Origin of the sequence: Pseudoalteromonas phenolica, assembly GCF_001444405.1 — a bacterium.
GTDB classification, from domain to species: Bacteria; Pseudomonadota; Gammaproteobacteria; order Enterobacterales; family Alteromonadaceae; genus Pseudoalteromonas; species Pseudoalteromonas phenolica.
Genome location: NZ_CP013187.1, coordinates 2,774,137 through 2,799,224 on the forward strand (window position 1 = coordinate 2,774,137; position 25,088 = coordinate 2,799,224).

Genomic DNA, 25,088 nt, shown 5'->3' on the forward strand with positions numbered 1-25,088 from the left:
CCTCCTTAGTGGCCTCTAGGCCTGATATTTCATTGCAATTATGTCACGGCCTTGTTGTCGATAGGCCTTAAACATATATGCTAATTCTTCTGGCAAGGTGTCAACGCATCTAAAATGAATAGCTTGATAAAATGCTTCTAAGTGGGCGTATGCAAAAGTAAACACAGGTTGAGTATGTTGAGATAGAGCGGCAAGAATAATTTGTTTAGCTATCCCCTTCCCGCGCCATTTTTCATCTACATATAACGTAGATAAAAATAACGCATCAACTCTATTTTGAATACGACACGCTGCAATGATAGATGGGTTCTTAACCACCCATACTTCATCTTGCTTATTTGCACGACCGCGTACGTTGTGCGCTTGATAAAACTTATTCGCCAAAGGAATGGCTATTTGCTCTAAACGTTCAACATTCAAAGCTGTTAGCCTGCTAACATCATGCTGAGATAATATTCAAACTTTTGCTTTAAGATTTGCTGTTCCGAAAGTGGGCGATTGTTGATAGTATCGTAAATCGTTTCACGAGAGTTTTTGCCTCGTTTAATTTGATAAGCCCAAAATGACGCTTCGTAATCCAATTGAATTTGGTATTTTTCTTGTCTAGGCAAGTTGCACAAGTTGTAACTCATAATGGCTTCGCTAAAATTTAAGTACGTAAAAATAAGACTAACTACCTTACTATTTTTAGCTATAAATCGCCATAATTTGGGAAACAGTGAAGAAGATATAAAAGGAATAGTTTTGTTTTTTTTGCAACGATGTATATTTTTACTTCTGTTATTTGCGCCATTTGCTCAAGCTAGCGGCGATATACTCACGTTTAATCGCCCTGCTGACACACCTCAATCAAGATATGTTGTAGAGCTAATTTCACTCGTTTATAAAGAAAATGGAATAAACGTTAAGTTAATAGACTTTAACCGAGACAGTGCTTTAGTTGCTGCGAATGAAGGCGTATTAGACGGGCAGTTAGCAAAAATATCGGGGTTGGAAAATACTTATAAAAATTTAGTCCGACTCGAGACTCCCTTATTAGACTTTAAACTTAACCTAATCAGCTTTTGTAATGCATGTACTTTATCTGACATGCCTTCTCTGGTTATCCATTCTACTTACCCAGCGCCTGCTAAATACCTTGAGTCAAACCCATACAATGGTCAGCTTTATAAAGTGAAAAGCGTTTCAACATTACTCAATTTACTAATACAGAAACAGGTTTCTGCAGCACTCGTTATCGGCTTTTATTTAGATCCTTATATGCACAAGCTTCAAAAAGCAGGTATCAAATTCACTACACTAGACTCTCAACATGTCTATCATTACCTTCACAAAAAACACCAGCACTTAATACCTGCGCTCACGGCAACACTGACGCAGTTGAAACAATCAGGAAAAATGCGCGAATTAAAGAGTAAACATAATCTATGATGAAGGGGTGTTAAAAATCGAAAGGGGTTTGTTGAACAGTGTCTTCTTTGGATTGTTTTTTCTTACTGGCTAAATACCGCTTATAGCGTTGCTGACATAAGGTTATCACTTTTCTTTTTTGTTGATCTGTTAGTGTATTCCAGGCAAAGCGCTCTTCTCTACTACGGTAACACCCTTTGCAGTAGCCGCGATTATTTACCTGGCAGATCCCCTTACATGGACTAGGGATCTCAAAAATCTCAATCTGTTCCATCAACAGTTCGTTAAAAATGTATAGTCTTTAATCTATTTTTAGATTTTTTAACCTACTGTTGTCAACAACATAAATTGAGAAATAAAAGCATGCAATAAAAAAGGGAGCCTGACAGCTCCCCTCTAATCATTTAAATAACACTTAAACAAATTCGCCTTTGCGCTTTAATGGCTCAGCGTACATGGCCAAAATTTGTTGGTGTAATTCACTTGGAATTGACTCAAGACGGGTCTGAAATTCACTCTTCAATTCAGACGAAACAGACTCTTCTTGACCACCAGCAATGTAATTAGATGAATGAAGGTGATACTGACTGATAATTTGTTTGTCGATACTTGCGGCTAACGCTTCAGGCGTATCACACTCTTGTGTAATCGGCGAACCAAACGAAACATGCACATGGCCTTTGTCTGAGCGCATGCCTTCGATAATACTTTCAATGTCTTCACCCTCAGCTTTTACATACTCGCCATGCGCTTTCTTATGAACAAGTTCTTTTGCTTTAGCCACGGCACAAGGCTCGTATTGGTAAGAAATAGACACAGGGACAATTTTTAACTGCTTAACATAGTCTTCAAAAGGCAACTTTAAACGGCGACCTTGTAGCTGTAACATCTTTAAAAGTGCTGGGTCTGTTTGGTCAACACCATCTTTTGCACGCCCCTCTTTTTGCGCAATCCAAATTGAATTACCGGTATCTAAAGAGTCATAAATATATGCAGAAAGCTGACTTAACGCTTTTAGCATTTCTTTCGGTGCTTTCACTGAACGCTTCACGATAAAGCTCTTATTCAAGCGCATCAATTCGTTAATATATGGCACTTGCAACAAGTTATCACCAATTGCAATACGTACAGTTTGCATATTGTGTGAATGTAGCCCCCAGTTCATGATTGCAGGATCAAGTGCAATATCACGGTGATTCGAGATAAATAGATAAGATGTAGATTTGTCGAGTTTTTCTAAGCCAGAGAAGGTTACTTCACTTGTCGTACGTTTAATTAATAGCTCTAAATAACCTGCAACTTCTTGTTGAACCTGTTCAACAGTTACAATATTGCCCCATTTCTTTCGAAGCTGGCTACGCACTAAAGGTCTTGCAATGAAAGGCCATTTATTTAACCATCCTGGCGCGTTATGCTTGGCAATTACATCAATAAAATCATTGTCTTCTAAAAGGCGAGACAGCGCGGCTGGGACTTCTTCATCATTGTAAGGTCTTATATCTGCGTATTTATCCACAAAACTACTCATTGTCACTGGGTAAAAAAAACGAGGTATTTTATCTTGCTAATCAGTTGGATGCTAAGGTTATCAACTCCGACCAGATAAGCCTATCATTTCATTCGTTGTTTTAACGATAACAGAACTAATCGAAACATTAAAATCAACAATATAATACCTAGGCTATGTATTAACCAACTCGGCATTAGTTCATGCTCCATAGCGTGTGCCGGATTAACAGTAAAACCATACTGTTCAACTAAATAATCAGTTAAAAAGCCAAAAGCAATGGCTACACCAATTACACCTGTTAAATAAGCGCTCACAGCGCGTTTTCCGAGTTCAGTCGCAACAACACCTAAAGTGGCAATATTTGTTGCCGGACCTGCCAGCATAAACACCAATACTGCACCTGGTGAGACACCAGCCATTAATAATCCAGCAGCAATCGGAGTAGAAGCAGTCGCACAAATATACATTGGAATACTTACCAAGATCACCACAACCATTGCCAGTATGCCATCTCCCCACTGGCTTAAGAATGATGTAGGTACAAAGGTTTGCACAAGCGCAGCAAAAAATAGTCCGATCATCAGCCAGCCCATGGTATCACTGAGGAGTTTATTACAACTAAAATGAATGGCTTGCTTCAGCTTAGAAGAAAAAGACGCTACTTGCAGTTCATGCTTTTTACTATCGCAACACGAAGCTTCGCTTTTCACAGGCTTTGTTTGATGCTCTGTATCACAACAGCTAGCAGTTGTTGCAAGCAACGCTTTGTCGCTATTTACGATAATAGGCTCAGGTGATGTGGCACAACAAGATGCTTTTGCCTCAGTTTCTACAACTGTTTTTACGCTACTGCAGCTTTTTTGCTTTTCTGCTTGCTGTGACCCGCAGCAGCTAGATGCCGCAGATTTCTCTTCTTTCTTCTCGCTCAAATTCTTAGATGTTGTTTCACAGCATGAGACTTTTGGCTCAATTTTTACTTCAGCCTTTTTACCACTGCAGCAAGTTTGTTTCTCAGTGGTATTCTCTATATCTGTTTGTTTAGACGCACAACACCCAGTCCCCGTTGATACCAAATTAGTATCAGTTACATCGGTTTGAGTATTTTTATCTAAACTCTTTTTATCTAAGCCCTCTTGTTCAGAATCTTTCTCTTTGCCCACCAATAAACCTGCGACTATCGCACTCGATACTGCAGCTATGGGCCTAATAACTGCCATAAATGGTCCAAGCAGAACGTATGAAACGGACACAGAGTCTACGCCAGTCTCAGGTGTCGACACTAAGAACGCCGTCGTTGCACTTTTCGAGCCTCCAGCTCTTCTAAGTCCAACTGCGGCTGGAATAACCCCGCAAGAGCATAAAGGCATAGGCGCGCCAATCAAGGCTGCTTTGATGGTCGTCCAACCCCCTTCTTTACCTAGGTGTTTCTGTAAGAAGTTTTTTGGTATAAACACATTTAAAAGCCCTGCGAGTAGCAACCCCAACATTAGCCACGGGGCTGACACTAAAAATAAAGACCAAAAATTAGATAACAGGGTCATCCGCTGCCTCCAAAGTAGTTAAGATTGAACAACCGGTCGCGAGCTCAGGCCCACCACAGCAGGCATCAGCTAACAGTGATAAAGATTTTTCAAAGCGTTGTAATTCAGCTATTTTATCGCGAACAATTTGCCTTTTCTGTAAAGTGAGCTGTTTCACTTCACCACAGCTGTGCAGTTGCTTATCGACTTTAATCGCTAACAATTCTTGAATTTCTTTAAGGCTAAACCCAACTGCTTTTGCTCTTAAAATAAACTGCATTTGTTGTTCATGTTTAGGGCTATAAATACGATAACCTGCCTCGCTGCGTTCACTGAAACTCAGTAAGCCATGCTTTTCGTAATACCTTAAGGTATCCGTACTAATATCTAAACGCTTTGCTAACTCGCCTATTTTCATCTTACACTCCCGACTTAATAAGTACATTATAAACCTTTGAGTTAACTCTAAGGTCAAGGTAAGAGATTAAATTTATGAAGATAGTCTTGCTTGATGCAGCCACACTTGCCAATGCTAACCTAGCGTCTTTGTCGACACTAGGACAATTAGTTGAATACCAGCACACAAATAAAGAGCAGGTACTTACTCACTGCAAAGATGCTGATATTGTAATATCCAATAAGGTTGCATTAGATGCTAAAACCTTAACCGAATTACCAAACCTGAAACTTATCTGTGTCGCAGCAACAGGCACAAATAATATTGACCTTGATGCTGCTAAGCAGTTGGGTATTCGAGTTTGTAACGTCGCGGGTTACTCAACTCCATCAGTAGTGCAACATACTTTCACTCTACTTGGCAATTTAATGACCAACATCCACCGCTACCAGCAAGATTGCGCGAATGATCTTTGGCAAAAAAGTAATATGTTTTGCCGCCTTGATTATCCTATTACAGAGCTTGCAGGTAAAAACTTTGTGATTTTTGGCTATGGCAGCCTAGGGCAAGCTGTTGGTAAAGTTGCCGAAGCATTTGGCGCACAGGTCATTATTGCTGAAAGACCAAACGCTACTGATATTCGCCCTGGCCGAATAGCATTCACCGAAGCGTTAAAGATGGCCGATGTGTTATCTATCCATTGCCCGCTTAATGATGAAACCCGAAATTTATTCAATAGGGAGACCTTAGATTTGCTTAAACCTACCAGCTTTGTGATCAATACAGCCAGAGGCGGTATAGTTGATGAAGCGGTTTTAGTTGAAATTCTGACAAATAACCAAATTGCAGGAGCTGGCTTTGATGTTTTATCTGTTGAACCTGCACAAGCAAACAACCCACTTGCAAATTATCAAGGGCACAATTTAATACTAACCCCACATACAGCTTGGGCGGCGAAAGAATCTATTGATCGACTAGTGAAAGAAATAGCAAATAATATTGTAAACTTTAATAATGGCACAGCCAGTAATGTGGTTGTGTAATTCGCTAAAAGTTGGTGAATAACCCTAAAATTTAGAAGGGTCTACACTTTAAATTCTGTATAAAAAACAACAATCAATTGTAAAATATAGACTTTTAAAGTTGGCAACAATATTGCTCTAATAAAAACAAATTATCCGAAACGAATTTTTAAGGAAATCTACAATGAAAAAATTATTACTTGCTGCTGCGCTAAGTGCACCATTACTGTCAGGCTGTATCGTGGCTGTTTCAGATGATGGCGTTGAAACTGGTTGGGGTAAAAACTATAACGGTGAAAGCTGGCAATATCAGCAAAAAGAGAACCGTAAAACAATTTCAAAATTAGACCTTGGCGCTGACTACAACCAAGTACTTGAGCAGCTTCCAACTCCTGACTTCACTGAGTTAGTTAGAAAAGAAGAAGGTGTTTATAAAGTGATTTACATTGCAACGAATAGTAAACACTCTGATGGAAAAGTAACGAAAGACGAATGCACGCCACTTGTTTTCAAAAATGAAAAGCTAATTGGTTTTGGCCAATCAGCTCTATTACAAATTTTATAAATAGCCTGAGATTTCATTAAGCCGTTAAACTCACTTAACGGCTTAATATTGTAACCCTTTCTTGCTGCATATGAGACTTAACAAGCGCGTCATCTGCTAGCTTTAACACTCCTTGCTCACTACCGCTAAAATCTTTATCTATATGCACAATGCCAATACTAATACTCACATGAGCACAGATAGGCGAACTCTTATGAGGAATTGTTAAATCATCTATAACATCATGCATATGTTTAGCAAAAAGCGCGATTTGGTCTTTATTTCTCCCTTTTTGTAACGCCGCAAAGCGCACTCCATCATAACGCGCCACAAAACCATCATGCTTACGACTGCTCTCATTTAAAGCTTGTGCAACTTTAATCAAGCATTCATCTCCAGCAGCATAGCCGTACGTATCATTAAATTCTTTAAAATAATCTATATCTACTAAAAATAGTGAGAGAGGTTCATAACTTTTTGAACAGGCCTGCCAATAACTGGTTAGCGTTTCATCTAGCAACCTACGATTAGGGATCTCTGTTAAGCCATCAATCGCAGCCAACTTCTCGAGTAAATCGTTCTTTTGCTTGATTGCTAAATGATTCTTTACCCTTGCTTTCACTATTACTGGGCTAAACGGCTTGGTAATGTAATCCATAGCGCCCATTTCAAGTCCTTTGGCTTCATCGTTATAGCTGTTACTCGCAGAAATAATAATAAATGGAATTGAGTAAGTATTTTGCTTTTCTTTTAATTTTTCTAGCAAGTCATACCCACTCATACCGGGCATTCTAATGTCTGAGATAATCAAATCGACTGTATTTGACTCTAGAAAAGTTAATGCTTCCTCTCCACTGGCACACAGCGAAATACTGTATTCATCAGCCAAAGTGTTTTCTAACACAACTCGATTTAGAGGGTCGTCATCTACAATTAAAATATGTGCACTATTTGCCATTTAACACCCTCTTGCTCTTTCATTTATAAACGCTTGTACTTTTAATAATTGCGTTTTAAGCTCAACGACTAATTCAGGGTTAACGATTTTTTGCGCTTGCTTCACATTAGCCTCTAACTGCTTCGCTGCGTCCGCTAACCGCTCAAAGCCTAACCCTGCTGACGCACCTTTAACACTATGCGCTAATAAGATCATGTCTTTTACTTCAAGATCACTCTCTAATTGCTCAATATATTTCGAGCATAACTCAGAAAACTTCACCAGCATATTATCTAAAAATGAGGATTCACCCATCATTTGCTGAAGCGCAAAGGCTTCATCAAAAAACTTGCGTTGTGGTCTTACGTGCTTAACCAATATTTTCTCTAGCTCTTCAATGCTTACAGGTTTATTAATATATCCCTGCATCGAAGAATGCAAATATTCTTGTTGAGAAGATATTTCTGCGTTAGCAGTTAGTGCAAAAATGGGGATCTCATTTAAATGGTAGCTATCAGAAAGTTGCTTGGCGGCTTGAAACCCATCAACCTCTGGCATATGGATATCCATGAAAATAATATCTGGCCTTAGTTTATCGACCGCATTACAGATATCTTTTGCAGTTTTACTAATAACGACATTTAACCCCAATTGCTTTAATAAGTTTTTTGCTATTTCTAGGTTTATTTCATTATCATCGACGACATAACATAATGCGCCACAGTAACTATGTTGAGATCTTGAGCTACTTACTCCGCATGATTGTAACGGCTCTGAAAAATGGGATGATTTTTGTTTTGCAAAAAATACTTGTGACAAACACGATTGAAGAAATGCCCCTTCTTCACAAAAAGAAGCATTGCATGTAAGCATTTCGGTTAAGTGCATATTTTTAATCTGTGACTCATCTGAACTCACATAAATATGCTCTAAACCTTCAATCGAGGAAAGAAAAGTCGGAGATAGATAAGATAAGAAGCCCTTCTCGACAAATAAATAGTGCATATTATTTGGCAATTCATCCACCTTCTGCACTGAACAAATCGCGAATTCTTTAAGCAAATCAGGCTTCGTAGTACCAAAATACACACAAGACTTAGCCTTCTTCTGTTCTGCAAGCTGCTTTTTATGTAAAGCCAGTGAAAAATAAAATTCACTTCCCTCTCCTAACTGGCTATTTAATGCAATTGTGCCACCCAGTAATTCAACTTCATGCTTCACAATAGCCAGCCCTAAACCAATTCCCTCATGCTCACGAGACAAACTATCATCAACTTGGGTGAATGCATCAAACAATTTGATTTGATCACTTTCTTTGATACCAATGCCCGTATCTTTTACAGAAAACTGAATGGTTTGATTCTCGTTATCTGTGCTTATTAATTTAAGGTGAAAACTTACTGTTCCCTGTTGTGTATATTTCACCGCATTGTTTAATAGATTTAACATGACTTGAGTGATTTTTTGCTTATCACCATATAAACAAGGCCAAACACAATCATCAACTTCAAAAGTAACATCTAACCCTTTCTTGTTTGCCAATGGTTCGATTAACTCTTTAAGGTTTTCACAGAGCTCACTGACGATAATATCGTTATTTTTTATACTCACTTCGTGACTTTCGACCTTGGCAAAATCTAAAATGTCATTCAACATGTCTAGCAGAGTTTCAGCTGCGTGCGTCACTGTATCTAGTCGGTTTTTTTGCTGCTTTTCAGTCACGCTTCTTTTTACCATATCCACCAGCCCCATAATGACATTAAGCGGCGTCCTGATCTCATGACTTAAATTGGCTATAAAACGGCTTTTTGCTAGTGTGGCTCTTTCAGCTTCCATTCTTGAAGTCGTAATTTCGGTGACATCTTGAATATGAATAACAAAGTATTTTGGCATTTGCTCGCTATCACTTACCAAAGACACTCGCAAATCAAGAAATGAATAAGTGCCTGACTGCGTCAAACTAAGTTGGTCAACAGACTGATTATGGTTTGATAAATGCTCTAATAACTGAGAAAGTTGCTGATAGTTCTCATATCCAAATAAGGTAGATACATGCTCTCCTTGTTTGTTCTCACACCCAAGATAACGTTCCGCAGCTTTATTTAGCATCATTACAGTACCATCTACTTTCACAAGCGCAATGCCATTAGGCGCATACTCGATTGCTGATTTAAATTTAGATTCAGACACTTGCAATAAGTGTAACGCTGTTTGATGTTCTGTGATGTCACGCAACACACCAACGCAGCCCATAATGCCGAGCTGCTCACTAAAAAACGGCACGATAGTAGTAAAATAAGTATTAGCTTCTACCATTACTTTTTGAGATATGGGTTTATGCTGTTCTCTTACTTTTGCTTCAATCCCTTTTAAACAATTTAAGTGAGCTGCAAAGTCATGAAAGTCTTTACCGAGTGCATGCTGTTTACTGGTTTTTATCAAACACTCAAATGCTCTATTGCAGCCGACGATCATGCCATCAGTATTTTTAAAATAGATAGCATCGGGAACAGCATCTAAAACACCTTTCAAAATAGCGCTTTGCCTTTCCTTATCTTGCCCAACCAGTTCTAAAAACTGCTGCTTTTGGTGTAATTGCTCTGTCAGAGCTAGATGATCTTCTTTTACTCGAGAAAATAAATGTGCACGACGCTGGAGAATGGCTTTAACTTGTTTAAATTCAGCAAGCCAGAGCTTAGGTACTATATAGTTATTCGAAATATTATCTGGCTGCTGAATGAATGAGAAAAGTTCCTTCAATGGTCGAACAAAAATTTGCTCGCAAAGCCAATGTAGAGGAAAGTAAGTTGCTAAAATAAATAACAGAATAAAACTAAATTCTAACCCTAAACTATAAATTATTGTCTCAGCGAACTCCTTCTCAGATACTTTCATGACCACATCAAGCGGTCGCGACTCGTCACTTTTATAAAACGTAACACCTTCATGCCAAGGAGCTATTTCGCTTTGCTCAGAGTAAGCTGGTTTACCCAGTGATAATGCAGAAATGACGTTTCGATGAAGTTTATCGTTCAAATAAATTTCTGCTTTAGGCAATGACTTATCATAAAACAATGCTTGAAACTTAGTAGCATCAAAGATCATTAGCGTATGTGCACGTGAACTTGAGGTACGCTGACTAGATAGCGCAAAGTAACTTTTATTCGCAACTTCTATCCGCTGACTTACCATATACTTTGACGGATCTGGATTTGCTTTAAAGCTGCCAGAAACAATTTTACTCAGAAGTTCGCTTTGTTGGTTGTGCCGTCTCTTCACGAATACTAGCCCACTGTCACTGACATACGCGATAGCCTCAAGAGGCTCGAGCAAAGCTAAAGAAGTATTAAAAACACCGCCCAATGCCATTACTCTTTGCCAATATGGGTGTGTTAAATCAATGCCATCTAAGTCTCCATAGCCCACCAACTCACCAAAGTGTTTGCCAAGAGATTGATAAAAATAATTCGAATGCTGAACTACAGGCGATACTTTAGGCTGCGGGAATTCGTAACTTAACGGCTGCTCTAGGCTCACATCCACTGCAAGAAAGATGTTATCAATGGCTGTGATGGTTTTGTCTAGTTGACTATTAAGCCGACCATAATGAGCTTCTAGTTGAGTGAAGGTGTGTTGTAGTTTCAGATTATATAAATGCAGCGACAGTGTAGCTGCAAGCATAATGGTAATAGCAAGTGCAACCCAAAAAGCGCGCCGATAAAATTGCAGTGGTGATGTTGTGAGTTGTTCTTCCGTGTGCATCATCATGCACAAATTCCTTTGGTATAATGATTTACCTAATACTAGCAAGCAATTAACAAATAGGGGAATTTAAATGAAGTAGTTTAAGGCAGCTCCAAAAAAACTTAATTTTTTGTGTGCCCTTTATTTTCGGGGTTAACTCAACATTATTGCTGTGCAATCATGTATTATTTATAACAAGCTTTTTGTTCAGTCAATTAATAGTGTCGGTTCAATTGACCACCCTTCTGCTAACTTATAATAACGTGAAGAATTTATAAACTTTTTAAGCTCTTTATCAAACGCAGTTCTTGTTCTGTCATCTTTGACTAAAAGCCCATAAGCTGTCAGTGGAAAGATTTGGTGAATATCAACATCAAGCTCATGAAACTTATTGAAATAGTTGAATATATTTATATCCATTACAAGGACTTGAACCTTATTTTTCCTTAACATATGAAGTTGTAGAGATTGATCTGACAATTCAGTATATTGACTGGCTTTTGAAACTGCTTGACTAAAAGTATCACCTAAAATTGTTTTCGCATTTAAAAACGTTGCGATTGAAAATCGTTCAAGGTCATTTATTGATGCAAGCTTTAAACCTGCGCTTTTTAGAGTCACCGCAACGTTTCGATACTGTATGTAAGGCAAACTAAGCTTACCAGATGCTTTGTAAACAGAAATACTCGCAGTTGTCATCGCATCTATATTGTTTACATCTAGTATTTTTATCGTTCTGCCATAGGGCGCTATCACAAACTCGTGATGTTCAACCACTTTATCTAGCACCGCATTTAGCAATTCTATTTCAAAGCCTACCTTTGCATTTTGTATAGAGTATGGCGGTCTATCTATGCCAGTTACGACATTAAATGGCTTAGCCAATAGGCTAGTTGATACGAGTAATAAAAACACAAGCCATGGGTGACTCATTTATGTCGCCTCAAAAACTGATACTTATATTATCAGTATAATCAATTCATAAAATCTTGAGTGGTTTTGTAACTACTCAAGACTTGAAGAAGCGTACTTTTTTGCTTCGCTTTTACGCGCTTGGCACTTTTCGCATAGCCGCTCATTGCTCTGCTTTGGTTTAAATATCAAAGTACACTCTTCGCACGCTCGACTTGGTGTAACAAGGTAAATCCAAAAGTGCTTTAACCATTTCATTGCATTAGACTTCTAACTTGGTGCTTAAACTCGCGCTATAGTTATGCTTTATAAGTAATTTGTATTACAAAACTCCCGTAACAAACTCTATGCCTTGCTTTTTTTATGTACAATGAAAAAATTGTCTCTGAGACAAAAAACCTAAAACACTAAAAAACCCAAAGGAAGGAATAGTAATGACACCACTCAGACACCAAGTAAAACGTGTCTCGGAGACAAACGGACTGACCATAAAGCAGATAGTGAACATGTGTGAATGCAGCCGTTCCCACTTTTATAAAGTACTAGATGGCCAACGTGCGCCCAGTAAAAACCTACAAATAAAGCTGATGGAAGTTTTAGAAATTGGTGAAGAAGAGTTCGCACTGTTGATGCAAACAAGTAAGGCTTCAGAGAATAAAAAAAGCAAGTCTGATATTCATAAGCAGAAAAATACTTGGTTTAACATCACATCGAACACATTTAGCTCCATCACTTTATCTAGCTATGCTATGTGGCTATTAGGTTTCACATGTATATTAGCGTGCACTTACTATCTTTATGCATCTCGTTCCGATAATAAGCAAGAGAATATCGAGCTAACAACGGGCTTTGCAACCAAATTTATTAAAGATGTAACTATTCCAGATGGCTCACCTATTCCGATTAACACGCGTTTCGTTAAAACTTGGCGAGTGCAAAATATCGGCACAGTACCTTGGAAAGAAAAACACCTAAAACGTATGACGCCTCAAGACCCTAATTTATGCTTTTCACGTGATAGCATTCCTCTGCCAACAGTAGAATCTGGTGAAATCGTTGATATTTCTATAGAGTTTACCACCCCAAGATATCCAGGTACTTGCAGGACTGATTGGAAGATGGTCGATAATAATGGAAATTTAACTTTTCCTGACAAACAAGGGCTTTATAGTATTGTGCATGTGGTAGAAGAGAACCTTTAACTTCAACCGCACAGAATCAAAGTTTGAATTATTCTACCCCTCTAAATTAAGTGCGACCTATCTAAGCAGTAATGTCGTGTATTTGTCGAGTAAATGATTCTTGATGGCGACAAACTAAAAAAGTATCAAATAATAACCCCAAAAGGCGAAATGAATGGCTTTATTGAGTGTCTGAGGTGCATTCTCATCAGCAGATAAAAGTAAAAACGAAACCCCAATACAAAAAGCCTTGGCAAATTTACCAAGGCTTCGACATCTCAGTAACCTTATCTCAGGTTTGATATTCGTTCTTTTTAATTACATTGCTGCACGGAAGATTTCTGAAATTTCATCCGCTGTCGCCTGAATTGGGTTGGTAAATCCACAGGCATCTTTCAATGCATTTTCAGTTAAGGTCGGAATATCATCAGCTTTCGCACCTAGCTGCTCAATACCAGAAGGAATACCCACATCAGCCGCTAATTTAACGATGGCATCAATCGCCGCTTCTGCACCTTTTTCTGCTGTCAGAGCACTCACATCAACACCCATGGCTTTTGCGACATCCTTTAATCGCTCAGGGCAAGCCTTAGCATTAAAGCGCTGTACATGAGGCAATAAAATTGCATTGCATACACCGTGCGGTAAATCATAGAAACCACCTAATTGATGTGCCATTGCATGCACATAACCTAGCGATGCATTATTAAATGCCATTCCCGCCATAAATTGCGCATAAGCCATTTGCTCGCGCGCTTCAATGCTTTCACCGTTTTGTACAGCTTCACGTAGATTGGCTTGGATTAATTCAATGGCTTTAATTGCCACTGCATCTGTGATTGGCGTCGCTGCAATAGATACATATGCTTCAATGGCATGTGTCAGTGCATCCATACCCGTTGCAGCTGTCAATGACGCTGGTTTTGCTAGCATTAGCTCTGGATCGTTTACTGAAATAAGCGGTGTCGTATGTTTATCAACAATGGCCATTTTGATGTGGCGCGCTTCATCGGTAATGATACAGAAACGCGTCATTTCTGATGCGGTTCCTGCGGTGGTGTTAATAGCAATCAGCGGTAACATCGGCTTGGCAGACTGATCAACGCCTTCATAGTCAGCAATTTTTCCGCCATTAGCGGCAACTAATGCGATGCCTTTTGCACAATCATGCGGAGAGCCACCACCCAGTGATATAACAAAATCACATTGGTTGTCAGATAAAATACTTAACCCTTGTTCGACATTGCCAATAGTTGGATTTGGTTGCGTGCCATCAAAAACAGCCGTTTGCACGTCACGTTCAGTTAATAAAGCTTGCACTTGAGCCACAACACCAATTTTATTTAATACTTGGTCGGTAACGATAAGGCCCTTTTTAAAACCTTGTGCTTGAATGCTGTCGGCGGCATCCTTCAAACAACCTGCACCCATAAGATTTATTGTTGGAATATAAAACGCTGAAGTCATAATGTGAATTTCCCATTCAATTAGATTTTGATTTCTTACTACTGAACTCTTACTACATCAATAAGTGTGACAGCAGAACAAAATCAAAGAATTGATCCAGAGCAAATGTGTTTAATTAGGGACATACACTTTAGTCTTAGTGCTTAGAAGACAACCATAGATGGTTATTACATCAGCGAAGTAACCTCTTCACTGATGTAATAAATAATAACAAATAGCGATTAATGTTTATGATGTGGCGCACTCAAGCTTCTATAAAACAAAGTGGTCACTCGCTCTTCTGGTAACCAGTTTGAATAAGTTAAATTCAACACTGACAGCGGCTTAGCAACAAGCACCTCTTCAAGCGATTTGCCGCCGCTCATCGCTGATACCATGGCGCTTTTAGCTTGTAACAGTAATGCTCGATACGCTTCGAGTGCCTGTTTGTCAGTGACAGGGCCGTGACCGGGGATCACTTTTGTATCGTTATCTATTCTCGCTAAAGTTTGCTCTACCGCCTTTATCACTCCATCAAGCGAACCACCACTGTCGACATCAACAAAAGGTAAACTGCCTAAATTAAAGAAAATATCTCCCATGTGTACTGCATTGGCATTTTTGTAAAAAATGACCGCATCGCCGTCGGTGTGAGCATGAGCGTAATGCCAAAGCTGTGCGTGTTCATTGTTAAAATGAAGCGTCATATCTTGGCTGAAGCTTAAAACTGGGAGATATTTAGACCCTTCACCATGCTTTTCTTTCAAACGGTCATACACATTATGATGCGCTATGACATGGCTCCCTGCCTCGGCAAAGTTCTCATTTCCACCAGTATGATCACCATGGTGATGTGTATTAATTACAAACTCAGGCGCGCCAGGTTTTAACTGGCTTATTTGTTTTTTAATGTCATCACTGAGCTTGGCGAATTGGTCGTCTACCAAATAAATACCATCATCGCCCGTGCTAATGGCAATGTTACCGCCTCGCCCATAAAGCACATGTAGATTTTCAGACAATGCCTCTAACTTAAACTTGACGTTTGCAATGCTTGTAAACGACGCGCTGAGTAAAGACGCCGCGATTAATATCGGTAATGTTTTCATGATGACTCTCAATTTTCGTTATTATTAACTGCTTATATACCCAAACTTCCTCAAGATGCATGATTCAGAGCGCTGCCTTCTGTTCTAGTTCAAGGAAAAGGACGCAGCGTAATGACGAGTCCTTTCCAAGTTCTTTGACGATGAAATAGGACTGAAAGCACGCTCCCTTGGGCGAGTTTGATTGGCTTTCATACTGCGTTATCAATTTTCGATTTAGAACCACTAGACCTTCAAATCGATACCTTGTCTGACAGCCAATCAATTCTCGCTGAACCTCGTATCTTGAGGTGGTTTGGGTATATTCAAACAGCCTGTATCAAAATATAGCTACGAAATAGAAACATAAAAGGATTGATTAAAACCGCTATAAAAAATGCCCACCGAGGTGAGCATTGATTTGAATGAAAAATATTTAACCTGAGCTTTGGTTAAGAGATTTACTAACATATTGATATTAAAATAATAAGTAATTTTTCAAGTCTGCAGCCGGAGACTTTTAGCGATAACAAGGCGAATTTACGCGTCAATAGCTGGCCTATTGCAAGTAAATTCAACGCTGTTAACGTTGAAAGTAGCCGCTGGAGATAGATTTATTATCCAGAGCTCAGGTTATTTAATTAAACTATAAGTTTTCTTCGGCAAATGACGCCAAACGGCTCCTCACCACACCATTAAGATTGATAGTGGCGCTACCTTCAAAGTGTTTAAACCGCTCAACCAAGTAAGTCAAACCCGATGTCACTGGGGTCAGATAATTACTGTCTATTTGTGCCAAGTTACCCGTACAAATGAGTTTTGTGCCTTCACCACATCGGGTAATAATGGTCTTCAATTGCGAAGCAGTTAAGTTTTGGCTTTCGTCTAAAATCACCACCGCATTTTGGATACTGCGCCCACGCATAAAGTTTACTGACTTAAACTGAATGTTGGCCTTTTCCATAATATAGTTACGGCTTGAAATAGGGCTTTCATCATTTTTATGTAACACCTCAAGTGTATCGGTGATAGCAGCAAGCCAAGGTGCCATTTTCTCTTCTTCCGTGCCGGGAAGAAAGCCAATACTCTCTGCAATTTCAGGCGTATTACGAGTAACAAGCACCTTGTCATACACTTTTTTCTCGATGACCATTTCCAGGGCGCAAGCCAAAGCGAGGAGCGTTTTACCGCATCCAGCAGGACCAGTTAAGATCACCAACTCTATTTCTGGGTCTAACAAGGCATCCAGTGCCATACCTTGATAAATGTTTTTTGGTGAGACGCCCCAAGCTTGTTGATGCATAAGACGCTCTACACCTAAGTCTTTTAGCGTAATATGTTGATTATCGTACCCAACAACTCGGGCTGCAAAGTGCTCTGTTTCGTCAACAATATATTCATTGCAAAATACATCGTCTATTCGCTCTTTAGGAATATGATGCAGCGTGTAACGCCCTTGCTGCTCTGAACTGCATTCGCCAACACTTTGCCAAAAGTCTCCTTGAAACTTTTTAAATCCCGAGCTTAACAATTTTATATCGTCGATGAGTTGGTCTGTTCGATAGTCTTCTACAAACTTTAACCCCGCCCCTTTTGCTTTGAGGCGCATGTTAATGTCTTTAGTGACTAGCACAACTTTAGTAAGTTTATGTTGCTGCTGTAAATGGATTGCACAGTTAATGATTCTGTGGTCATTTTCATTACCCGGCAAACCAGACACATTATCAGGAAATAGATGGTCGTTGATAATCACAAGGCGACCACAATTATCGGAGTTGTTCTGTCCCGTTGTATTAGGAAGCTGAACACCTTCTAACATCTGCTCAGGCGAAGCATCTTTTAAAATATCTTCAAGACCGCGAATAGCGATGCGAGCATCACGGCTTACATCACGTTTTCTATCCTTAATATGGTCAAGCTCTTCTAACACTGTCATTGGGACGACTACATCGTGTTCTTGGAAAGAGAGATAAGCGAGGGGTTCGTGGAGTAGTACGTTAGTGTCGAGCACGTACATTTTTTTATCGACATCTTGAGCTTTTACCATAGCGTCTTCCTATCGTTGCATTGATACCGCGACAGCCATGGCTTTTGATGACGTTGCCATCAAAACTCATGGCCACACTGTAAGTTTAGCCTATCTGTCATAAAAGTCTGTTTTATGACAGAAATAGATTGTGTTTACCTTCAAGGCGTGAATTTTGCTCAAACCAAAAGCTCAATACACCGATCAATTCCCTTCACTAAATCAGAAGATTTCGACTATCTTAAAAGGCAATGATTTATCTGCGCGCTACTGAATCCTCAAAAGCATAAAATTGCCTGAGAAACAAGATTGAATAGGCCCTTGCTTACGGTTAACATAGCCGCCTTTTTTCTGCTAAGTCGAGACAAACATGAATTTTTCCTTAGGTCAGCGCTGGATCAGTGATACTGAATCAGATTTAGGATTAGGTACCATCGTAGCTTTAGAGGGGCGACAGCTTACGATTTTATTCCCTGCCAGTGGAGAAAACCGCGTTTACTCAGTACAAGAAGCACCGGTGACCCGTGTAATCTTTAATCCTGGTGATGTTATTCGCAGTGTCGAAGAGTGGGAACTAGAGGTAGAAACCGTTGAAGAACAAAATGGCATTTTGAGCTATCACGGTATTCGCCTCGATACAGAAGAAAAAACCACGTTAAAAGAAACGTTTTTAGACCACTTTATTAAATTTAATAAGCCACAAGATCGCTTATTCGCAGGTCAAATTGACAGATTCGACCGTTATACGTTGCGCTATAACACATGGCAGCACCAGTTCGCCCGTCAGCAATCGCATTTAAAAGGCCTAATTGGCCAACGTGCCAGCCTTATTCCGCACCAGTTATATATTGCTGATGAAGTAGGCCAACGTCACGCGCCACGTGTTTTACTTTCAGATGAAGTTGGTTTGGGTAAAACCATCGAAGCGGGCATGATTTTACATCAACAAATTTTAACTGGCCGTGCCAGCCGCGTGCTCATTGTGGTTCCTGAAAACTTACAGCATCAATGGCTGGTTGAAATGATGCGTCGCTTCAACTTGTACTTCTCTATCTTCGATGAAGAACGTTGTGACGAAGCATTTGCCGACTCTCCAAACGTATTCGAAACTGAGCAACTGGTATTGGTGAGTCTTGAGTTCATCACTAAAAAACGCCGCTGGTTTGAACAAGCCACTTTGGCTGATTGGGATCTATTGATCATCGATGAAGCGCACCATTTAACGGTAACTAAAGAAAAGCCAAGCACAGAGTACCTGCGTATTGCAGAGCTTAGCCAAGATATTCCGGGTTTAATTCTTCTAACAGCAACGCCAGACCAACTTGGCCACTACAGTCACTTTGCTCGTCTGCAGCTGTTAGACCCAGATCGCTTCTACGATTACGACGCTTTTGTTGAAGAAGAAAGCCACTATAAAGAAGTGGCTGATGCCGCTAATCAGCTGTTACAACAAGGCGAGTTAGATGAAAAGAATCAGAAGACTTTAAAGACTCTGTTAAAAGAAACTGACATCACTGAATTACTTGCCAAAGCACAAAGCGGTGATGACGCAGCAAAACAAGAAATCTTGTCAATGCTATTAGACCGCCACGGTACAGGTCGTATCTTATTCCGTAATAGCCGCAGTGGTATCGATGGTTACCCAAGCCGTAAATTACATAGCTACCCGGTTGAGTTACCTAAGCAATACAAAACCGCCATGTCTGTAATGGGTAATATGGGTGGCATTCAAACACCTGAAAAGTCTGCATTACGTGCCCTGTTCCCTGAAAAAATCTTCCAAGAGTTTGAAGGTACAGGTAGTAGCTGGGCAGGCTTTGACCCACGTGTTGAGTGGTTAATTGTCAAACTCAAAGAGCTTAAGCACGAAAAGGTGTTATTGATCTGTGCAGAAGCAGAAACTGCAATCAACCTTGAGCAAATTTTACGTGAGCGCGAAGCCATTAAATCAGCAGTGTTCCACGAAGGCATGAGCATTGTTGAACGTGACCGTGCAGCCGCTTACTTCGCCGACGAATACGATAGTGCGCAAGTGTTACTATGTTCTGAAATTGGTTCTGAAGGCCGTAACTTCCAATTCTCACATAACATTGTACTGTTCGATTTACCGCTCAACCCTGACTTGTTAGAGCAGCGTATTGGCCGTCTTGACCGTATTGGACAGAAGTTCGATATCAACATTCATGTGCCTTACTTTGAAAATACCGCGCAAGAAGTGTTATTACGTTGGTATCATGAAGGCCTAGATGCATTCGAAACCACCAGCACAACAGGTCAGCTTCTTTACAAAGAGTTCAGCGATGATTTATTAGAGTTTATCAGTGAGCATAACTGTGACGAGGAAGAATTAGACCCACTTTTAGAACAAGCTGCAAAACAAAACGCACAACTACGTAAGCAAATGGAACAAGGCCGCGACCGTTTATTAGAGCTACACTCGAGTGGTCAAGGTAAATCAGATACATTAGCCGCTGAAATTGAACAACTTGATGACGATGTTGTGCTACCAGCTTACATGATCAATGTATTTGATATGTTTGGTGTAAACCAAGAAGATAAAGGCGAAAACACCATTATCTTGAAGCCAACAGAGCACATGCTTAACCCGTCTTTCCCGTGTTTGCGCGATGATGGTATTACTGTGACGTTTGACCGTGCAACCTCTCTTTCACAAGAAGATGCGCAGTTTATTAGTTGGGATCACCCTATGGTACAAGGCACCATGGATATGATCTGTGACGATGACTTTGGTTGTGCGTCTGTGGCATTACTAAAAAACAAAAAGCTACCTGCAGGTACCTTCTTTGTTGAGTTAATTTTTGTTGCTGAAGCCTCTGCACCAAAAGCGTTGCAGGTTGGTCGTTTCTTACCACCAACACCTATTCGTGTATTACTCGATAAAACAGGCAATAACCTAGCTGAGAATGTTGCTTTTGATGCATTCAACAACCAGCTTTCGGCTGTTGGCCGCCAAACGGGTAGTAAATTGGCAAATGCTTTACAGCCAGCCATTCACCCACTCATTACTAAAGCGAATGAATTAGCGGGTGCTGAGTTAGTGACGCTAAAAGCTGTTGCACAAGAGAAAATGCAAACCTCGTTAAACGAAGAGCAAGGTCGTCTTGTTGCACTTAAAGCCATCAACCCGAATATTCGCGATGAAGAAATTCAGGTGTTTGATAATCAAAAAGCACAGCTCGATGAATTTATTGAAAAAGCACAATTGAAACTCGATGCGATCCGCTTAATAGTGGTGTCTCACTAAATGCTCTGTGAGGTCAGCCAATGGCTGGCCTCCATTTCCTCTCTATTTAAACTTCTTCCGAAACTTTTATTAGCGCTTACAAAGCTCACCACTAAACCGTATTACCTGAAAGTTGATGATTTCTCATCGTAAATTTACCCTTTTGCTGTTTACCCAATTCAAATACAGTCTTATTATGCTTTAAAAATACTCTCAATCTAATGAGACTGGCAATAAACCACTTGGGGTGGAAGATGCTATTTAAAACTAAAAAAGCACGGGCAAATATCATCAAAGTTTTATTTGAATCTGGGTTAATCGTATTCAGTGTACTATTGGCTTTATTTTTAAGTGAAATGCATTCGCAAGTTAAAAAAGACCAAGAAAAAGTCCGCGCCCTGCAGCTAATAAAAGCCGAATTAACTGCCAATAAAGCATTGCTAGAACAGTGGCGACCTTACCATCAACAAGTACTTGCCAATGTTGAATCCGCCATTACAAATCCCCCCGAATTTTCGCAAAGTAATAAACAACGGGAGTTTATCTTAAACCAGATGCCAAACGGTTTAGTGCAGGATATGTTAAGAAATTCCGCCTGGGATGCTCTTAAGCAGTCGGGGATCTCTTCTAACATGCATATAGAAACAGTATCTTTGTTGTCGACTTTATACCGCTTACAGGCCTTGAGTATTGAAGCCACTTTGTCTCGGTTAGGCGATATTTTTTACACAAGAGAATCTGTCCGAAAAGAACATTTACTAGAAACGCTGTATTTGATGAGAAACTTACTATTAGAACTCATCGCGCAAGAAGCTTTCATGATTATGCATTATCAAAACGCCATCAATGATATAGATAAACTACTAGCAGAATAGCTACCCAACTCATTAACGAAGTGTCATTAAAATAGCTATACATCCATTTGGTAGTCAAATGGATCATCAATGTCTACCTCAGCACCAATATATTTAATACTTAAAACGAGTTAGATCAAACATTCGCCCCGTCTTTTAAGCGCTCGATAAAATCAGACAATTTCATCCTCTTTTTCGAATGAAACTGAAATAAGTATGATATAAAACGTACTTGTCTAGATTAGGACTTTAAAGGAAAACCATGCACTCTTTGCAGCAATCAGAAAACTCGAATGACGCCCCCGTAATTCTAGCACTCGTCACCGCGATGTTATTTTGGGGTGCAAGCTGGATTTCAGGGAAAATCATTGCCGATATGGCTCCAGCAAAGCTCACCGTTTTTTATCGACTTGCTCTGGCTACCGTTAGCATGCTGCCCATTCTTTTCTTAGTCAAAAAGTTTAAATTGGTAAACTTACGTTTTGCTAAGCCCGCGCTCTTTTGGTCTTTACCTGCAGGGTTATTACTGGCAAGTTATAACCAACTATTCTTCCTAGGCTTACATGACGGTTTACCTGGTAAAGGCGGTATGCTGGTTACAACCATAAACCCTATCATGACATTTGCCCTTGCTGCTATTTTTAATCAGCAAAAGTTTAAGCCTTTGCAGCTCGTAGGTATGTTATTAGGCCTTGCGGGAGGCATGATGATGATTGAGGTTTGGCATTTTGATACCGAACAGATTTTGGCATCAGGAAACTTATTCTTTGTACTTGCAGCGCTTTCATGGGCATTTCTAACGCTTGCAAGCCAACGCGGGACACAATTTGCCGACTTTATGACTTTCAGCGCGCTGATGTATTTATGGGCCAGTGTGATGAGTTATATCTTTGCCTTTGATTTAAACCCACTTACCTCAATGACAAACTACCCAAATGTCTATTGGCACCATATGCTGTTTTTATCTGTAATCGTAGTCAGTATTGCCACGAGTGTGTTTTTCCTGGCAAACCAGAGAATTGGCCCGAGCCGCTCTAGCTCCTTTATCTTTGTGGTTCCCGTAACCGCTATGGGGTTATCGGTTTGGTATTTCGGAGAAACCATTCCTTTAAGTGTGGGCATTGGTGGTGCACTGGCACTTTCAGCCGTCTACTTAATTAATACCAACAAACAATAAAACACAACTTTACTCTTTGAGTAAAGTTGTGTTTTAAGCATTTAAACCCTAGACTTTGGTAGGGTTTAGCATTTCGCTAAGGGAGTGATTGCGCCGAGTTATCACTCTCAAATCAACAGATAAAAATCAAAACTTTAATAATAATAAATGACTGGCCTCTGGCCTTTGGAGTTATGTGTGAAGTTTAAACACAAAATCATCGTCATATCCTCACTGGTCTTACTGCTTGCACTGGCTGTGCTTTCTATAAAACAATATTTCTCGCTGAAAAGTAACCTTGAAAAACAAGTTGAACAAAGCGTGACCGAAATTATTCAAGGGATCAGTAATACTGTCACAGCTCAAATGCAAGGCAGTGCAAATTTAGCCAGTTTAACGACTGATTTAGTCGCGCAAACAGGTAGCTTAAATGAAGCTGCACCGCTACTTGCTCAGCAAAAGCTACAACAAGAATTCATTCTCATAGGGTATGGTGAAGAGCGCACGGGCAAATATGTTGCCAGCGATCCAAGCTGGAATCCAGGCCCAACATGGGACCCAAGAAAGCGCCCTTGGTATCAAGATGCTAAGGACGCAAATAAACTCATTGTTACCGCACCTTACGCCGATTCTGTATCAAAAGAAATTCTCGTTTCAATTGGCACACCGGTTAAAAAGTCAGGTCAATTTCATGGTGCTATTTTCTTTGATGTTAGCTTGGCAAAGCTCAGTAACATGATTAACTCGTTCAATTTGTTTGACGCTGGTTTCGCCTTTATGGTGAGTGAAGACGGGACTATTATTTCTCACCCTGATAGCAAATTAAATGGTGAAAAAGCCTCAAAGTTCTTGGGCAACACACAATTTAGACAAAAAATGCAAAGCATAGAACTCAATGGTAAAGAGCACATACTAGTGTTTCAGCAAGTTGAAGGGTTTGACTGGCTGGTTGGTGTGGCACTTGAAAAAGATAAAGTATTTGCCGCGGTTGATAACTTAACCAGTGACTCAATCACTTTCACTATTTTGTTTGTCATTATTGCTGTTGTACTGCTTTCTATTGTGATTAATATTCTACTTAAGCCGCTCGAGGATATTAATGACGCCATGGCGAATATTGCAAAAGGCAATGCTGATTTAACTGTGCGCTTAAACACTGATAGCGACCCTGAATTTTCTGAATTGGCAGAAAACTTCAACTTATTCACTGCACGTCTTCAGGGGATCATTGAGCAAATTCAGAGCCTAGGTCATGAAATTCTTGCCGATGCGAAGCAAACGTCAAATGATGCAAACCAATCTCGACAAGAAATCTCGCGTCAGGTGAATGCGTTAGGTGCGTTAGTCGAAGCGACAGCCAGTATGTCAGATACTGAACAGCGTGTTGCCAACACTGCCCAAGAGGCAGCTTCTGCGATTCAAAATACTGATACTGCTGCACAAGACGGCCAAAAGGTTGTATCAGAGACCACCTCTTCAATCGCACAATTGTCAGAGCAAATAAGCGATGCTGTTAACGTCGTGAATGAGCTTGAAGTCTCAACAAGTGGTATCGAACAAATTCTGTCTGTGATCAATGGTATTGCCGAGCAAACTAACCTACTAGCGCTCAATGCAGCAATCGAAGCAGCCCGTGCCGGTGAATCAGGCCGAGGTTTTGCGGTGGTAGCTGACGAAGTAAGAACACTTGCGCAACGTACACAAGAGGCAACTACAGAAATTAAGTCAATGATTGACCAACTCCAAGCCGGTGCAATGAGCGCTGTACAAGTGATGAAGCAAAGTCAGCAAGTGGTACAAACGACGGTAGGTAAAGCCGATGAAACCAAACATGCCCTTGATGCGATACGAGACTCAATTGCACATATTGTTGATTTAAATATGCAAATCGCCAATATGCTGCACGAACAAAGGCAAGTAGTCACTGACGTAAATGACAATGCCTCTGAAATTCGTATTATCTCTGACACTGTGCTCTCTCAAGCTGCCAATGTGGACCAAACCATGCAGTCGCAGTTTGATAAAATTGCTCATCAGGAAGATATGCTTGAGCAATTTAAGGTATAGGGCACTCAAACCCTAGAGTTTTAAACAGACCCT

At 40.1% G+C, this 25,088-nt stretch carries 20 protein-coding genes; 8 read left to right on the forward strand and 12 right to left on the reverse strand.

Annotation, left to right across the window (positions count from 1 at the left end; genetic code table 11):
• Positions 1–15: 15 nt before the first annotated feature.
• Both PP2015_RS12250 and PP2015_RS12255 read right to left on the reverse strand, forming a co-directional pair.
• A complete protein-coding gene (locus tag PP2015_RS12250; protein WP_058030612.1) occupies positions 16–420 on the reverse strand; it encodes a GNAT family N-acetyltransferase in 405 nt (134 codons plus the stop codon).
• Positions 421–425: 5 nt separating this feature from the next.
• The gene (locus tag PP2015_RS12255) at positions 426–632 is read right to left on the reverse strand and encodes a DUF3283 family protein (RefSeq protein ID WP_058030613.1); all 207 of its coding nucleotides are present in this window, start codon (positions 630–632) and stop codon (positions 426–428) included.
• A 112-nt stretch (positions 633–744) separates the two neighbouring features.
• Between PP2015_RS12255 and PP2015_RS12260 the strand changes: the two genes are divergently transcribed.
• Positions 745–1,431, forward strand: a complete 687-nt coding sequence (locus tag PP2015_RS12260) for a type 2 periplasmic-binding domain-containing protein (RefSeq protein ID WP_169792726.1) — start codon at positions 745–747, stop codon at positions 1,429–1,431.
• 10 nt (positions 1,432–1,441) lie between these two features.
• Here the strand turns inward: PP2015_RS12260 and PP2015_RS21655 are convergent, their stop codons facing one another.
• The 4 genes from PP2015_RS21655 to zntR all read right to left on the reverse strand — a co-directional run bounded on the left by PP2015_RS21655 (position 1,442) and on the right by zntR (position 4,858).
• Positions 1,442–1,684 (reverse strand): DUF1289 domain-containing protein, encoded by a 243-nt coding sequence (locus PP2015_RS21655; protein WP_083496581.1) that lies wholly within the window; start codon positions 1,682–1,684, stop codon positions 1,442–1,444.
• Positions 1,685–1,825: 141 nt separating this feature from the next.
• On the reverse strand, positions 1,826–2,926 hold the full coding sequence (locus tag PP2015_RS12265; RefSeq protein WP_058030615.1) for a lysophospholipid acyltransferase family protein: 1,101 nt from the start codon (positions 2,924–2,926) through the stop codon (positions 1,826–1,828).
• 95 nt (positions 2,927–3,021) lie between these two features.
• The gene (locus PP2015_RS12270) at positions 3,022–4,461 is read right to left on the reverse strand and encodes an SO_0444 family Cu/Zn efflux transporter (RefSeq protein ID WP_058030616.1); all 1,440 of its coding nucleotides are present in this window, start codon (positions 4,459–4,461) and stop codon (positions 3,022–3,024) included.
• Complete coding sequence (zntR, locus tag PP2015_RS12275) at positions 4,445–4,858, reverse strand: Zn(2+)-responsive transcriptional regulator (RefSeq protein ID WP_058030617.1); 414 nt, start codon at positions 4,856–4,858, stop codon at positions 4,445–4,447. Before zntR ends, PP2015_RS12270 begins: the two co-directional genes overlap by 17 nt.
• A 74-nt stretch (positions 4,859–4,932) precedes the next feature.
• On the opposite strand from zntR, the gene PP2015_RS12280 reads away from it, so the two are divergent.
• On the forward strand, positions 4,933–5,880 hold the full coding sequence (locus PP2015_RS12280; RefSeq protein ID WP_058030618.1) for a D-2-hydroxyacid dehydrogenase: 948 nt from the start codon (positions 4,933–4,935) through the stop codon (positions 5,878–5,880).
• A gap of 163 nt (positions 5,881–6,043) precedes the next feature.
• Positions 6,044–6,424, forward strand: a complete 381-nt coding sequence (locus tag PP2015_RS12285) for a DUF3192 domain-containing protein (protein ID WP_058030619.1) — start codon at positions 6,044–6,046, stop codon at positions 6,422–6,424.
• 34 nt (positions 6,425–6,458) lie between these two features.
• On the opposite strand, the gene PP2015_RS12290 is transcribed toward PP2015_RS12285, so the two are convergent.
• The 3 genes from PP2015_RS12290 to PP2015_RS12300 all read right to left on the reverse strand — a co-directional run bounded on the left by PP2015_RS12290 (position 6,459) and on the right by PP2015_RS12300 (position 12,017).
• Positions 6,459–7,361: a GGDEF domain-containing response regulator gene (locus PP2015_RS12290; RefSeq protein WP_058030620.1), complete on the reverse strand. Its 903-nt coding sequence runs from the start codon at positions 7,359–7,361 to the stop codon at positions 6,459–6,461.
• The gene (locus tag PP2015_RS12295; RefSeq protein WP_058030621.1) at positions 7,362–11,108 is read right to left on the reverse strand and encodes a PAS domain-containing hybrid sensor histidine kinase/response regulator; all 3,747 of its coding nucleotides are present in this window, start codon (positions 11,106–11,108) and stop codon (positions 7,362–7,364) included.
• Positions 11,109–11,291: 183 nt separating this feature from the next.
• On the reverse strand, positions 11,292–12,017 hold the full coding sequence (locus tag PP2015_RS12300; RefSeq protein ID WP_058030622.1) for a substrate-binding periplasmic protein: 726 nt from the start codon (positions 12,015–12,017) through the stop codon (positions 11,292–11,294).
• 413 nt (positions 12,018–12,430) lie between these two features.
• Between PP2015_RS12300 and PP2015_RS22085 the strand changes: the two genes are divergently transcribed.
• The gene (locus tag PP2015_RS22085) at positions 12,431–13,198 is read left to right on the forward strand and encodes an NBR1-Ig-like domain-containing protein (RefSeq protein ID WP_227009232.1); all 768 of its coding nucleotides are present in this window, start codon (positions 12,431–12,433) and stop codon (positions 13,196–13,198) included.
• Positions 13,199–13,495: 297 nt separating this feature from the next.
• On the opposite strand, the gene yiaY is transcribed toward PP2015_RS22085, so the two are convergent.
• From yiaY to PP2015_RS12320, 3 genes are all read right to left on the reverse strand, one after another.
• Positions 13,496–14,644, reverse strand: a complete 1,149-nt coding sequence (gene yiaY / locus PP2015_RS12310) for an L-threonine dehydrogenase (protein ID WP_058030623.1) — start codon at positions 14,642–14,644, stop codon at positions 13,496–13,498.
• Between the two features lie 221 nt (positions 14,645–14,865).
• Positions 14,866–15,735: an MBL fold metallo-hydrolase gene (locus tag PP2015_RS12315; protein WP_083496649.1), complete on the reverse strand. Its 870-nt coding sequence runs from the start codon at positions 15,733–15,735 to the stop codon at positions 14,866–14,868.
• A gap of 619 nt (positions 15,736–16,354) precedes the next feature.
• On the reverse strand, positions 16,355–17,755 hold the full coding sequence (locus PP2015_RS12320) for a PhoH family protein (RefSeq protein WP_058030625.1): 1,401 nt from the start codon (positions 17,753–17,755) through the stop codon (positions 16,355–16,357).
• 349 nt (positions 17,756–18,104) lie between these two features.
• Here PP2015_RS12320 and rapA point away from each other — a divergent pair, with 349 nt between their 5' ends.
• The 4 genes from rapA to PP2015_RS12340 all read left to right on the forward strand — a co-directional run bounded on the left by rapA (position 18,105) and on the right by PP2015_RS12340 (position 25,055).
• A complete protein-coding gene (gene rapA / locus PP2015_RS12325; protein ID WP_058030626.1) occupies positions 18,105–20,999 on the forward strand; it encodes an RNA polymerase-associated protein RapA in 2,895 nt (964 codons plus the stop codon).
• Between the two features lie 233 nt (positions 21,000–21,232).
• Complete coding sequence (locus PP2015_RS12330; RefSeq protein ID WP_058030627.1) at positions 21,233–21,853, forward strand: hypothetical protein; 621 nt, start codon at positions 21,233–21,235, stop codon at positions 21,851–21,853.
• A 241-nt stretch (positions 21,854–22,094) separates the two neighbouring features.
• The gene (locus tag PP2015_RS12335; RefSeq protein ID WP_058030628.1) at positions 22,095–23,009 is read left to right on the forward strand and encodes a DMT family transporter; all 915 of its coding nucleotides are present in this window, start codon (positions 22,095–22,097) and stop codon (positions 23,007–23,009) included.
• A gap of 177 nt (positions 23,010–23,186) precedes the next feature.
• Positions 23,187–25,055: a methyl-accepting chemotaxis protein gene (locus PP2015_RS12340; RefSeq protein WP_157599089.1), complete on the forward strand. Its 1,869-nt coding sequence runs from the start codon at positions 23,187–23,189 to the stop codon at positions 25,053–25,055.
• The last annotated feature ends 33 nt before the right edge of the window (positions 25,056–25,088 follow it).

Coding starts and splice junctions, on each gene's coding strand:
- rapA (WP_058030626.1), top strand. CDS start 18,105: ATGAATTTTTCCTTAGGTCAGCGCTGGATCAGTGATACTGAATCAGAT.
- PP2015_RS12290 (WP_058030620.1), bottom strand. CDS start 7,361: ATGGCAAATAGTGCACATATTTTAATTGTAGATGACGACCCTCTAAAT.
- PP2015_RS22085 (WP_227009232.1), top strand. CDS start 12,431: ATGACACCACTCAGACACCAAGTAAAACGTGTCTCGGAGACAAACGGA.
- PP2015_RS12330 (WP_058030627.1), top strand. CDS start 21,233: ATGCTATTTAAAACTAAAAAAGCACGGGCAAATATCATCAAAGTTTTA.
- zntR (WP_058030617.1), bottom strand. CDS start 4,858: ATGAAAATAGGCGAGTTAGCAAAGCGTTTAGATATTAGTACGGATACC.
- PP2015_RS12255 (WP_058030613.1), bottom strand. CDS start 632: ATGAGTTACAACTTGTGCAACTTGCCTAGACAAGAAAAATACCAAATT.
- yiaY (WP_058030623.1), bottom strand. CDS start 14,644: ATGACTTCAGCGTTTTATATTCCAACAATAAATCTTATGGGTGCAGGT.
- PP2015_RS12335 (WP_058030628.1), top strand. CDS start 22,095: ATGCACTCTTTGCAGCAATCAGAAAACTCGAATGACGCCCCCGTAATT.
- PP2015_RS12295 (WP_058030621.1), bottom strand. CDS start 11,108: ATGATGATGCACACGGAAGAACAACTCACAACATCACCACTGCAATTT.
- PP2015_RS12285 (WP_058030619.1), top strand. CDS start 6,044: ATGAAAAAATTATTACTTGCTGCTGCGCTAAGTGCACCATTACTGTCA.
- PP2015_RS12300 (WP_058030622.1), bottom strand. CDS start 12,017: ATGAGTCACCCATGGCTTGTGTTTTTATTACTCGTATCAACTAGCCTA.
- PP2015_RS21655 (WP_083496581.1), bottom strand. CDS start 1,684: ATGGAACAGATTGAGATTTTTGAGATCCCTAGTCCATGTAAGGGGATC.
- PP2015_RS12280 (WP_058030618.1), top strand. CDS start 4,933: ATGAAGATAGTCTTGCTTGATGCAGCCACACTTGCCAATGCTAACCTA.
- PP2015_RS12270 (WP_058030616.1), bottom strand. CDS start 4,461: ATGACCCTGTTATCTAATTTTTGGTCTTTATTTTTAGTGTCAGCCCCG.
- PP2015_RS12320 (WP_058030625.1), bottom strand. CDS start 17,755: ATGGTAAAAGCTCAAGATGTCGATAAAAAAATGTACGTGCTCGACACT.